Source organism: Ruegeria marisflavi (genome assembly GCF_025673445.1).
GTDB lineage: Bacteria > Pseudomonadota > Alphaproteobacteria > Rhodobacterales > Rhodobacteraceae > Ruegeria_B > Ruegeria_B marisflavi.
In genome coordinates, this window is record NZ_JAOVQN010000001.1 from 199909 (window position 1) to 212676 (window position 12768).

Consider the following 12768-nt stretch of genomic DNA (forward strand, 5'->3'; position numbering starts at 1 on the left):
GAAGTGATTTGCTCCAAACGTTTTTTTCAGGCGGTGCCACGGGTTGGCAGCAAGCGTTGTACGATCAGGCGAAACGGCACCAGCGCAATCAGCGCCAGCGACAGTTTGACCAGCCAGTCGGCAAAGGCGAGAGTCATCCACAACGGCGCGGGCGCACCGCGGTTCATGAAGGGCACCGCTTCCCACGCCCAATTGATCGCGGCATCGGCTTCCGGGCCGAAAACGGCGATGCTGGCCGAAAAGGCGATGGTAAAGAACAGGGCTGTATCAAGCGCCGATCCAATCAGGGTAGAGACCAGCGGTGCGCGCCACCAGCCGCCGTCGCGCAGCCGGTTGAACACCGCCACATCCGTCAGTTGCGCAATCAGGAACGCGGTGCCCGAGGCGACCGCGATGCGCAGCGGCACAGCGGTATAGGTGTATCCGTCACCCTGCAACATGATCTGGCTGCCGATCAGCGAACAGACAACGCCGGTGATAAATCCGGCGAACACCACGCGGCGAGCGGCCTCTGCCCCATAGACCCGGTTCATCACGTCGGTGACCAGAAACGCAAAAGGATAGGTAAACGCCCCCCAAGTCAGCAGACCATCGAGGATCAGGAACTGGACGAGGATGTTCGAGGCCACAACGATAGCGGCCATGGCAAGAATGCCGGGAAGATGTTTGCGGGTCATGTATTCAGAGTCCGTTTTGGCAAGGGTGCGGCGACTTGGCCCGCTTTGGTGCGCGGGCAAGCGCGGCCTTTAGCCTGCGCACGCGGCCCGAGTCAATCCGGCAGCCGGTATTCGACGATCTCTGTGCGTTGCAGGAACAGGAAATTGTCGTCCGAGATCATGGTGGCGCGCAGCTTACCCTGCGCGTCGCGCCAGACGGACAAGCCTTCAAGATTGTCATGGCGGCCTGTGCCGCTCTGAAACAGGATTTCCTCGTTGCTGGCGCCCCGTTCCGTCACCGTCCAGCGCCGCAGGCGCGAGCGAAAGCCAAGCGTTCCGGCTTTCCTTTCCAGAACATAAAGGAGACCGTCCGGGCCAAAGTCGGCGGCGACGGGCAGGAAACCTCCGACCTGATCGAGATGGAATACAGTGTCCCAGACCCGGCCATCCCAGCGATAGACCGGGATGGTGCCATCTGCGTCCCGGCTGCTTTCTGGCATGGTGTAGAGCCACCCCCTCGCATCCATGGCCAATGCCTCGAACGCTCCGTTCCTAGCCATATGATCAAAAGCTTTTGGGCGGGGCAGCACCTCGGCCAGTCCGCCAAGCTGGCGGTAACGAGCGATGCGCGCGACGCCCTCGAAGGATATATAGAACGAACCGTCGGGCGCGACGACCAGCCCTTCACTGTCTCCCACTCGCCCCTTGAGCACCTTGTTACGGCTCGATCTGACTTTGTGAGCCTCGCCCGGCACAACACTTGAAATCCGGTCACCGTCGCGGATGATCCGGGCTGTCAAGATCGTGGCGCGGTCGGAGAGCACCGTCACAGACATACCATCGGCACCGACTTCGATCGCCGAGAAACCACCAAACCAGGGTTCAGTTCCGCTCCAAGTGAAGCTGTCCAGGTACTCGGCCTTGTCCCGGTCGATCGCCCGGGCAGGCAGTAGGGACAACAACAGGGCGGCTCCTATTGCGAGCGTAAGACCGAGGCGCATTGCTTGGGCAGATCGGACAGAACGTATTCGCGGCGTTTCTTGGGCGGCGGGGCGTTTGGATCACGTGGTTTGGGCGGTGGTGGGTTCAAAATGTTGTTTACCCATTCCTGTGCTTCGGCACAGCCGTCACCCTTGGGGGGCGCGTCCTGATCGGCACAGCCAGACGATCCTTTGGGACAATTCAGCCGGACATGGAAATGATAGTGATGCCCCCACCATGGCCGGATCTTGCGCAGATAGGCGCGGTTTCCTTTTTCGTTGTTGCACATCCAGACCTTGGCGCCCGGAAAGACAAAGATCCGCGCCACCCGCTTGTCGCGGGCGGCTTCGCGGATGATGGCGTGATGCTGCGCGGTCCAGTTCGAATTGACATAGGCGCCCTCGGCCCGGCGCAGCGAGACCGAAGAGATCTTTTCGCGATGCGATCCTGTCAGACGCAGATTGTTGGCCGGCAGCATCCAGATGTCGATATCCAGCCCCAGTTGGTGGCTGCGATGTCCGGTCAGCATCGGGCCACCGCGAGGCTGGCTGATATCCCCGATATAGAGCCCGCTCCAGCCCCGCTGACCAGCGGCAAAGCCGCTGAGGTCTTTGATGAAGTTAATCGTTTCGGGGTGACCCCAGTTGCGGTTGCGGCTGAGCCGCATCGCCTGCCAGGTCGGTCCGGTCTCAGGCAACTGCTCTAACCCAGCTGCACAGCCCTTGGCATAGCTGCCATAGGCGGCGGGTTTTTGCCGAGAGGCGGTCTTTTGCGCCCCGAACAACTCCTTGGCCAAGGGTTCAGCATGGGCCTGTGAAACACCTAGAATCGGGCTCAGCGTCAGAAGAAAAACGGCAATGATTTGAAAAAACACTATTTCTGGTCCCCTTTAGGATGCACCCAAATCAACAGGATCAACCCCAGAATAAACAAGCCGACAACCGGTGAAACCCCCAAGCGCGCAGACCCGGTCGCCGCCGTGGCCGCCCCGATCAATGCAGGCGCAAGAAAGGCGGTGGCCCGGCCCGATAGACCGTAGAGACCGAAGCTTTCGGTCGGAGTTTTGGGATCGGTATGGCGCACCATCATCGACCGGCTGGCCGCTTGCAGGATACCGCCGAAGCCGCCAATTAGGACACCGCAAAAGAAAAAGACGAAATCGGGCAGTTTTGACCCATCAGCAAGCGCAATGCCATAGATCTGGTTCCGGTCCATTCCAACGATTGTCGCGCAGACAAGGATTAGTATCAGGATCGAAGTTACGATCACCGGCTTCGGGCCGAATTTGTGGTCGGCCAGACCGCCAAACCAACTGAAAAGAGCGGACGAAATCGCCGCAATGATCCCGAAGACGCCGATCATCGTGATTTCCCACCCGAGCACCAGCCGTGCATAGACGCCGCCGAACCCATACAGGCCATTGAGCGCATCGCGATAGAACATGGACGATGCGAGATAGCTGGCGAGGCTACCACGGTTTCTCAGGTTTCTGACGGATTTCACGACCACCGCCACGGCTTCGGCAAGCCTACCGCGGCGCCTGTTGCCATGGGGTTCTCGCACCCAAAGAAAATAGGGGATCATGAAGATAACAAACCACACCGCGGTGAATGGGCCTACTGAGCGTGTGCCTTCGCGCATACCGGCATCCAGGCCCAAGATCGGATCTAGACCTATTAGCGTCTTGCCATTTGCCTGTTCGACGAACAGCAAGAGCATAATAAACAACGCAACGACACCGCCGAGATAACCAAAGGCAAAGCCCGAGCCCGAAATCTTGCCCACTTCCTCCTTTGTCCCAAGCGATGGCAACTGGGCGTTGATGAAGATCAGTGCATATTCGGCGCCGATGAAGCCAAAGCCGAAACTTACCATCATCCACCACAGATTGCCGCCTGCGGGATCCATGTACCACAATCCCCAAGCGCCCACGACATACATGCCGCAAAACAGGGTGATCCAGGTCATCCGTCGCCCCGAAATATCCGCCATCGCACCGAGGAATGGTGCGCCGAACCCGATGATCAAACCGGTGATCATCAGGCATTGCGACCAGATCACCTGCGCCTGCGCTTTGGCGGCCTCGGTCTCCATGCCCTGATCCATAAAGAAATCGGCTGCAACCGCGGCGAAAAACGGGCTGAAAACGAACGTGACCAGCAGCGTATGGTAAGGTTGGCTGGCCCAATCAAAGAAGTACCAGCCCCAGATCCGCTTGCGCGCCGAAATCGTTGCCATTTCCGTCCCCCTGCCTCTTTTCTCGGTTATGGCGGGCGCTCTGGCGGTTAGGCAAGCTTTTCCTTGGGACTTGCGTCTTTTGCTTGCTGCTCTTAGGTCTCATGTCGGTCGGCGAACAAGGAGGGCCCATGCAGTCGCTGTTTCAAATCCTGATGCTGATCCTTGATGTGGTCTGGTTCTTTATCCTGGCGCATGTGATCATGAGCTGGCTGATCAATTTCCAGGTGCTGAACATGCGCCAGCAACTGGTGGCGCAGATCTGGTACGGGCTGAACCGGGTGCTGGAGCCGATCTATGGCCCGATCCGCCGGATATTGCCGCCGATGGGCGGGCTCGATCTGACCCCGCTGGTGGTGCTGCTGGCGATCATGGCGCTGCGCATCGTGCTGATCAACAACGCGGCACTGTTCTATTGAGCGGGTCCGGGGGCGCTGCCCCCTCTTGGCCTGACGGCCAATTCACCCCTTAGCGACTAACGACCTTTGCTGCGCCGTGGACATAGTGTGAGGTTGCGGGGCAGAGCTGACTACCCTTTTTCCGGCCGAATGGCCGCCACGATAACTGAAGAAGGGCCCCAAATCAGCCGTCAACTGTTGTCTTGTGCGCGTGTTCATCCTATATGAACAGCGTCTGAAATGGAGATTTCATGTCCCGGTAAGGAAGGGAGGTGGCGCGCCTCCCGGAGCACATCCAACATCTGAAGCAACACCGTCACTTTATAGCTGACGGACACGTTTGGTGTGCAGGCTCATTTCCTACCATCAGCGCCCAAGTCTAACCTGGGCCAGAGACATGAAAGTGACACCCCGTGATAAGGGATTACTCTGACTTCCTTCCGCGTCGCGCCTCCGACGCCGGAACACACGCCGACCTCAGCCCTCTTCAGGCACTGGGATGGCAACCGTTTTTCGCCCAGCAGATCAGCATAGAGGAATTGTCGGCAACCCCTCCTGTGCGCGTTGTCGAAGTGCATCGCAATGGGCTGCACGCCCTTGGTGACGGCATCGATACGACACTTCCGCCCAGAGCCGATTTAACTGTCGGGGACTGGCTCATGCTGGATTCTTCGCGCCCGCGATCCAGTCGGGTTCTCGAGCGCACGAGTCTCATCAAGCGGCGCGCGCCCGGAACCGACCGGCAGGAACAACTGATCGCGGCGAACATTGATACGGCCTTTATCGTCACCTCCTGTAATCAGGACTTCAAGGTGGCCCGGCTGGAACGCTATGCCGCCCTGGCGTTGGAAGCACGGATGACGCCCGTCATCGTCGTCACCAAGACCGATCTGGTGACGAACCCGCAAAGCTACATCGACGCGGCCCGCGCGGTATCTGACATGATCGACGTGGTCGCACTTGACGCCCGCGGAGACGCGCCCCGGACGGAACTGACCCGCTGGTGCAAGCCGGGCAAGACCGTGGCGTTCCTCGGCTCATCTGGTGTCGGTAAATCGACGTTGGCCAATGCGTTGCTCGAGAGCCAGTCCATTGCAACCCAGACCATTCGCGAGGACGACGCAAAGGGTCGGCATACGACGACGCGGCGCGAGCTTCATGCGATGCCCAATGGCTGCCTGATCCTGGATACTCCGGGCATGCGGGAATTGCAGCTCACCGATGCGGCGGAGGGGATCAATGATCTCTTTTCCGATGTTCAGAGGCTGGCCGCGCGGTGTCGGTTCAAGGACTGCCAGCACGAGACCGAGCCGGGATGCGCCGTTCTGAAGGCGATTGACGAGGGCGCTCTCGATGCAGGTCGGCTTGGTAGATGGCGCAAGCTCATGGCTGAAGACGCGTTCAATTCCGCGAGCCTTGCGGAACGCAGGTCGCGCGACAAGGCGTTTGGCAAGATGGTTCGCGGTATCAAAAAGCTCAAAGATGTCAGGAGGTAAGGCGATGATGCAGTCGAAAGCGGGTCGGATCGTATGGCATGACCTTTTCACATCGGACAGGGCGTGTTCGATGGCGTTCTACCAGCACGTCGCCAACTGGACGTATGAAGTCGAGCGGGCATCGGATTTTGCCTGGGGTGGCGGTGAGAAGGATATTGTTCTTGCCCTATCCGGTGACGAAGCAGGCGCAGGGTTGGTCGAGACGCCTCTGGAGCAGGAAAATGGCTGGATCGCTTATATCGAGGTCCCCGACGTGGATGCGGCGGCCAAGCGCGTCGACACGCTCGGAGGCAAGGTCGTTCGGGAGCCGTTCGAGGTGCCGGGTGTCGGGCGCAACGCACTTGTCCGCGATCCGCTTGGTGCTCTGGTGGGGATTTCGCTGTCCCGGCACAGCTTCCCTGTGCCGCAGCGGCAGTTCGGTCCTGAAGTGTATGTCAGTAACGGGAATGACTTTCCGCAGGCGTTCTACGTCGAACTCTTCGGATGGCAGGTTTCTCCCGAGCGGGACAAGGATCGGGTCACTCTCCTCGGGCCTTGGGGTGATCTTGTTGCAATCCAACATGCCGCGACTTGGCGACCCGGTTCAAACGCAGCTTGGATCCCGTGCATCAAGGCTTCTTCAACCTCTGATGCGTCCCGTGCTGCTGAAACCAAAGGGGCGCGTCCGGCTTCTGTAGAGGTGAATGAATCCGTTCAAGCCCATAACCCCATCCTGTGTGATCCAGACGGCGCACGGTTTACTCTCGGCGCCAAGCAGACAAACAATTTCTAGCAGCTCGCCAATTCTCCACAGGAGCTACAGAGCGGACATCTGTCCGCCCTGTAGCTCCGTGACTCAGGACTGATTCCGTTGAAAAAAGTCGACACACAGGCGTCGTTTCACGAGGACCCGAAGCCGACCCGCGAGACATTCGTACATGACATCTTCAACTTGTGAGGGTCAACAAAGTTTCGGTCAAAACGGTCGTTTGTGTCACCAGATGCCCAATCCCCGAAATTGCTGAAAAATCTTGTGCAACAATCCCTTGGCAAGACTCGGGTTGATTTTGTCACGTTTTTTGACCGCTCCACCATACCGGACTTTCATTCGGATCGCAGCATCCGGAAAAAAATGGGTTCTCTCGTTGAATCCGCCGCGCCAAAGACAAATGGCTGCTCTGCTGAAAATAGCTTGGTCAAAACAACACGGCAGTTGTTATCGAACAGAAGAAGACCGGCGCCAGTACTATTGTTTCCGGCGCTCCCGCACGTGTAAGGTGGCGCCAAAGGGCAGAGCGCAAAATCAGGACAGGCCACCCCCAGATGTTCGACGCCGCACCGCTGTTGCGAGATGTGTTTGGATTCGACGCCTTCCGCCCCGGGCAGGAGGAGATCGCGCGGGCCGTGGCCGAGGGCGAGAACGTGCTGGCGATCATGCCGACGGGGGGGGGCAAATCGCTGTGTTTCCAACTGCCGGCACTGATGCGCGAGGGGGTGACGGTGGTGATCTCGCCGCTGATCGCCTTGATGCGCGACCAGGTACGCGGCTTGCAGGAGGCGGGCGTCGAGGCGGGGGCGCTGACCTCAGGCAATACTTCTGAGGAGACCGAGGCGGTCTGGCAGGCGCTGGAGGCGGGTCGGCTGAAATTGCTTTACATTGCGCCCGAACGGCTCGCCTCGGGCGCGGCGATGGGGATGCTGCGGCGGATCGGGGTCAGCCTGATCGCGGTGGACGAGGCCCATTGCGTCAGCCAATGGGGCCATGATTTCCGCCCGGACTACCTGCGCATCGGCGAGCTGCGCCGCGCGCTGGGCGTGCCGCTGGCCGCCTTTACCGCCACGGCGGATGCCGAGACCCAGGCCGAGATCGTCGCGAAACTGTTCGACGGCGAGGAACCGCGCAGCTTTCTGCGCGGGTTCGACCGGCCCAATATCCATCTCGCCTTTGCCGCCAAGGACAGCCCGCGCCGCCAGATTCTGGATTTCGCGGGCGCCCGGCGCGGCCAGTCGGGCATCGTCTATTGCGGCACCCGCGCCAAGACCGAAACGCTGGCGCAGGCCCTGCGCGAGGACGGCCACAGCGCCTGTCACTATCACGGCGGCATGGAGGCCGAGGACCGCCGCATCGTCGAGACCCGCTTTGCCCGCGAGGACGGGCTGATCGTTGTGGCGACAGTGGCCTTTGGCATGGGCATCGACAAGCCCGATATCCGATGGGTCGCCCATGCCGATCTGCCGAAATCCATCGAGGCTTATTACCAGGAGATCGGCCGTGCTGGCCGTGACAGTGGGCCAGCCGAGACACTGACCCTGTTCGGTCCCGACGATATCCGCCTGCGCCGTAGCCAGATCGACGAGGGGCTGGCCCCGCCCGAGCGCCGCGCCGCCGACCATGCCCGGCTGAACGCGCTTCTGGGTCTGGCCGAGGCGATGACCTGCCGCCGCCAGACCCTGCTGGGTTACTTTGGCGAGACCGAGGTCAGCTGTGGCAAATGCGATCTGTGTGACAGCCCGGCAGAGCGATTTGACGGCACCACCGCGGTGCGCATGGCGTTGTCGGCAATGCTGCGGACCGAGGAATGGTTCGGCGCGACCCATCTGATCGACATCCTGCTGGGCAACCAGACTGACAAGATCCGCGAACGCCGCCATGACCAGCTGCCCACCTATGGCGTCGGCACCGAATGGAACCGCGCCCAATGGCAGGCGATCTTTCGCCAGATGATGGGCCGGGATTTGGTGCGTCCCGATCCCGAACGCCATGGCGCGCTGCGGATGACCGAGGCGGCGCTGCCGATCCTGCGCGGCGAGACGGGGATCGAGCTGCGCAAGGATACGGTGAGCAAGGCGGCGCGGCGCCCGGCGGTCAAGGCGATGGTCAATGACGAGGACGCACCGCTGCTGTCAGCGCTCAAGGCCAAACGCCGTGCACTGGCCGAGGCGGCGCGGGTCCCGGCCTATGTGATCTTTCCCGACCGCACCCTGATCGAGATCGCCGAAAAGCGCCCCGCGACGCTGGACCAGATGGCTTGCATTGGCGGCATCGGCGCCAAGAAGCTGGAGCGGTACGGCGCCCTGTTCCTGGAGGTGGTGAGCGGTGCAGCCGAAGAGCTGCATCCTGCCCGCCGCAAGCTGGCCGGACGGCAGACCGGCAACATCTATGACCGGCTTCTGGCGGTACAGGCCGATCTGGCGCGCGGCCCTGACGGGATCGACAAGCCGCTCAGCTGTTCGGCGGCGCAACTGGCCAAGGTGGCACAGATGCGGCCCGACGACCGGCGCGGGCTGGAAACGCTGTTGGGTGATCGACGCTGGGAACGATTTGGTGAGGCCTTTCTGGACGTGCTGGGCCAGACGACCTAGATACGTCCAAAATCAGGGACGAGGGGGCAGGACATGCTGGTGGTGATCTCTCCGGCCAAGCGGCTGGATTGGGCGGAACGTGACATTGCGGCGACTGAACCCGCCTTTCAGGACGATGCGGTGCGGCTGGCCAAGACCGCGCGCAACCTGACGCTCGGCGATCTCAAGAAACTGATGGGGCTGAGCGATGATCTGGCCCGGCTCAACCGCGACCGGTTCCGCGATTTCGCCGATGCGCCCGGTGCGGATGTGACCCGCCCTGCCGCGTTGGCCTTTGCCGGGGACACCTATCAGGGGTTCGAGGCGGCCTCGCTCGACCCTGAAGAGATGGACTGGGCGCAGCAGCACCTGCGCATCCTGTCGGGACTTTACGGCCTGTTGCGTCCGCTGGATGCGATCCAGGCCTATCGGCTGGAAATGGGCAGCCGGTTGAAGACGCGGCGGGGGACCTCTCTCTATGACTATTGGGGCGACCAGCTGTCCAAGACGCTGAACGCGCAGGCCGAAGAGATCGGCACCGATGTACTGGTCAACTGCGCCAGTCAGGAATATTTCGGCGCCGTGGATCCCAAGGTGCTGAAACTGCGGGTGATCACGCCGGTGTTCATGGAGGACAAGGGCGGCGCGCCGAAGATCGTCAGCTTTTACGCCAAGAAGGCGCGCGGGGCGATGGCCCGCTATATCGTGCAACGCCGCCTGACCGATCCACAGGCGCTGAGCGAGTTCGACAGCGGCGGATACCAGTACAACGCTGACTTGTCCGAACGCTACAAACCGGTATTCCTGCGCCCCTATCAGGGCTGATTTCCTCTCGACCTCTTGCGCGGCGCCGGGCAGTCTGTCGCCACGAGAGAGGGAGAAGGCCATGACCGTATTGATCGCCGGTGCCGGTATCGCGGGCCTCAGCCTGGGGCTGACGCTGTACCAGATCGGAGTGCCATTCCGCATCTACGAGGCGACGGCGGTGCTGCGCCCGATGGGGGTAGGGATCAACCTGCAACCCAATGCGGTGCGCGAATTGCTCGACATGGGGTTGGAAGCGGAGCTGGACCGGATCGGGGTGCGGACGCGCCAACTGGGTTTCTACTCGAAACTGGGCAAGACCATCTGGGAAGAGCCGCGTGGCATCTGGGCGGGTTATGCCTGGCCGCAATATTCAGTGCATCGCGGCGCCTTGCAGATGATGCTCTATGAGGCGTTGATCGCGCGGGCCGGGGCAGATTGCGTGGTGACGGGCGTTCGCGTCACCGGGTTCGAAACCGGGCCAGAGGGCGCCATTCTGATCCTGAGCGATGGGCGCCGGGTCGAGGGACGGTTGCTGATCGCCGCCGATGGCATCCATTCGGCGCTGAGGGCGCAGATGTACCCGGACGAGGGCGAACCGATCTGGAACGGGCGCGTCTTGTGGCGAGCCACCACCCGGGCGCCCGCCTATTTCGGTGGCGGCGCCATGGCGATGATCGGGCATGACGACCTTCGGCTGGTGTCCTATCCGATCTCCGACCCGGATAGCGACGGCATGGTCGAAATGAACTGGATCGCCGAGAAGCGCTTTCCCTTGGATGCCGCGTGGAAGAAAGAGGATTGGAACCGTGCAGCCGATATTGGTGACTTCCTGCCCGATTTCGCGGACTGGCGGTTCGACTGGATCGACGTTCCCGCGCTGATCAAAGGGGCCGAGGTGGTCTATGAGTATCCGATGGTCGACCGCGACCCGCTGCCCCGCTGGACGGACGGGTCGGTGACCCTGATGGGCGATGCGGCGCATCCCACCTATCCGGTGGGATCGAACGGGGCCAGCCAGGCGATTCTGGATGCCCGCATCATCGGTGCCCGGCTGCTGGAGCATGGGATTACGCCCAGGACGCTGGAAGCCTATGAGGCCGACGTCCGCCCGGTAACCACCGCCGTTGGCCAGGCCAATCGTGCGGGCGGCGGGCCGGACGGGGTGCTGCAACGGGTCGAGGATCTGTGCGGCGGGGATTTCGACGATATCGACACCGTGATCCCCCACGCGGATCTGGCCGCGCATGCGGCCAGGTACAAATCCATCGCCGGGTTCTCGATAGACGAGCTGAATGCGCGCCCCCGGACCATCGCCGAAGGCGCGCGGATACCAGCCTAGACCATCATCGCCGCCGCCACCGCCGCTTTCCAGCGGCGATAGGCGGCTTCGCGGTCGCCCTCGACCATCTTGGGGGTGAACCGGGCATCCAGCGCCCAGGTCGCCGCAAAGCCTTCCTGATCGGGGTAGATGCCCGCCCGCATCCCGGCCAGCCAGGCCGCGCCCAGCGCCGTGGTCTCCTGCATCACCGGGCGGTCCACCGGCGCGCCCAGACGGTCGGCCAGGCCCTGCATCGCCCAGTCGGACGCGCTCATGCCGCCATCGACGCGCAGGATCACATCCGCATCCGCCCCCCAATCACCCTGCATCGCCTCCCACAGGTCGCGAGTCTGATAGGCCACGCTTTCCAGTGCCGCCTTGCAGAACTCGGCCGGGCCGGAATTGCGCGTCAGCCCGAACATGGCGCCCCGGCAATCGGGCTTCCAATAGGGGCCGCCAAGGCCGGTAAAGGCAGGCACCAGGATGACGTTCTGTGACGGATCGGCGTGGGCCGCCAATTCGCCGCTCTGCGCCGCATTCTCGATGATCCCCAACCCATCGCGCAGCCACTGCACCGCCGCCCCGGCGATGAAGATCGAGCCTTCCAGCGCATAGGTGCGCTGGCCGTCCAACTGATAGGCGATGGTCGTCAGCAGCCGGTTTTGCGAGGCGACCGGCTGTATCCCGGTATTGAGCAGCGCGAAGCAGCCGGTGCCATAGGTGGATTTCATCATGCCGGGCTGGAAACAGGCCTGTCCGATGGTGGCTGCCTGCTGATCACCCGCAACGCCCAGGATCGGCACCTGCCCGCCAAACAGTTCCGTCGTGCCGAAATCGGCAGCGCAGTCGCGCACCTCGGGCAGCATCGACATCGGCACGTCGAGAAGCTCGCAGATGTCCTTGCTCCATTCCCCCTGATGGATATCGAACATCAGCGTGCGCGCGGCGTTGGTGGCATCGGTCGCATGAACCCGGCCACCGGTCAGCCGCCAGATCAGAAATGAGTCGACGGTGCCGAACAGCAGTTCGCCCGCCGCGGCCCGGTCCCGCGCGCCCGGCACGGTGTCGAGGATCCATTTCACCTTGGTGCCCGAGAAATACGGGTCCAGCAGCAGACCGGTCTGGGCGGTAAAATCATCCTCGCACCCCGCATGGCGCAGCCGCTCGCAGATGGCGGCGGTGCGCCGGTCCTGCCAGACGATGGCGCGATGCACGGGCGCGCCGCTGGCCTTGTCCCAGACCACGGTGGTTTCGCGCTGGTTGGTGATGCCGATCCCGGTGATCTGTTCCGGCCCGATCCCTTGCCCGGCGATCACCTCGCGGCAGACCGCGACCGTGGTTTGCCAGATCTCTTCGGCGTCGTGTTCGACCCAGCCCGCTTCGGGGAAATGCTGGGTGAATTCACGCTGCGCAGTTGCAACCCGCCGCATCTCGCCATCGAACAGGATCGCCCGGCTCGAAGTGGTGCCCTGGTCGATCGCCAGAATAAAGGTCATTCTCTGCCCCCTGTCATCGTCTCTTGACCCGGGACTGTAGCCGCATTTCCGGCGTGTCAG

The 12768-nt window shown here is 62.1% G+C and carries 11 protein-coding genes; 6 read left to right on the top strand and 5 right to left on the bottom strand.

The genetic code is table 11. The features are described from left to right. Positions 1-26: 26 nt before the first annotated feature. The 4 genes from OEZ49_RS00980 to OEZ49_RS00995 all read right to left on the bottom strand — a co-directional run bounded on the left by OEZ49_RS00980 (position 27) and on the right by OEZ49_RS00995 (position 3875). On the bottom strand, positions 27-677 hold the full coding sequence (locus OEZ49_RS00980; protein WP_263386577.1) for a queuosine precursor transporter: 651 nt from the start codon (positions 675-677) through the stop codon (positions 27-29). A 92-nt stretch (positions 678-769) separates the two neighbouring features. Then, positions 770-1618, bottom strand: coding sequence for an esterase-like activity of phytase family protein (locus OEZ49_RS00985; protein WP_317853154.1), 849 nt, complete (start codon positions 1616-1618; stop codon positions 770-772). Positions 1619-1629: 11 nt separating this feature from the next. Then, positions 1630-2481: a penicillin-insensitive murein endopeptidase gene (gene mepA, locus OEZ49_RS00990; protein WP_263386739.1), complete on the bottom strand. Its 852-nt coding sequence runs from the start codon at positions 2479-2481 to the stop codon at positions 1630-1632. A 29-nt stretch (positions 2482-2510) separates the two neighbouring features. Next, positions 2511-3875: an MFS transporter gene (locus OEZ49_RS00995; protein ID WP_263386579.1), complete on the bottom strand. Its 1365-nt coding sequence runs from the start codon at positions 3873-3875 to the stop codon at positions 2511-2513. Between the two features lie 128 nt (positions 3876-4003). Between OEZ49_RS00995 and OEZ49_RS01000 the strand changes: the two genes are divergently transcribed. The 6 genes from OEZ49_RS01000 (at position 4004) to OEZ49_RS01025 (ending at position 11233) form a co-directional block, all read left to right on the top strand. After that, positions 4004-4291: a YggT family protein gene (locus tag OEZ49_RS01000; protein ID WP_263386580.1), complete on the top strand. Its 288-nt coding sequence runs from the start codon at positions 4004-4006 to the stop codon at positions 4289-4291. Between the two features lie 392 nt (positions 4292-4683). Further along, a complete protein-coding gene (gene rsgA, locus OEZ49_RS01005) occupies positions 4684-5766 on the top strand; it encodes a ribosome small subunit-dependent GTPase A (protein ID WP_263386581.1) in 1083 nt (360 codons plus the stop codon). 7 nt (positions 5767-5773) lie between these two features. Continuing rightward, positions 5774-6538: a VOC family protein gene (locus OEZ49_RS01010; protein ID WP_263386740.1), complete on the top strand. Its 765-nt coding sequence runs from the start codon at positions 5774-5776 to the stop codon at positions 6536-6538. Positions 6539-7068: 530 nt separating this feature from the next. Then, the gene (gene recQ, locus OEZ49_RS01015) at positions 7069-9108 is read left to right on the top strand and encodes a DNA helicase RecQ (RefSeq protein ID WP_263386582.1); all 2040 of its coding nucleotides are present in this window, start codon (positions 7069-7071) and stop codon (positions 9106-9108) included. Between the two features lie 33 nt (positions 9109-9141). Further along, the gene (gene yaaA, locus OEZ49_RS01020; RefSeq protein ID WP_263386583.1) at positions 9142-9912 is read left to right on the top strand and encodes a peroxide stress protein YaaA; all 771 of its coding nucleotides are present in this window, start codon (positions 9142-9144) and stop codon (positions 9910-9912) included. A 61-nt stretch (positions 9913-9973) separates the two neighbouring features. Then, the gene (locus OEZ49_RS01025; protein WP_263386584.1) at positions 9974-11233 is read left to right on the top strand and encodes a flavin-dependent oxidoreductase; all 1260 of its coding nucleotides are present in this window, start codon (positions 9974-9976) and stop codon (positions 11231-11233) included. Here OEZ49_RS01025 and glpK read toward each other — a convergent pair. Next, the gene (glpK, locus tag OEZ49_RS01030) at positions 11230-12708 is read right to left on the bottom strand and encodes a glycerol kinase GlpK (RefSeq protein WP_263386585.1); all 1479 of its coding nucleotides are present in this window, start codon (positions 12706-12708) and stop codon (positions 11230-11232) included. The two genes, OEZ49_RS01025 and glpK, sit on opposite strands and share 4 nt — an antisense overlap. Between the last annotated feature and the right edge of the window lie 60 nt (positions 12709-12768).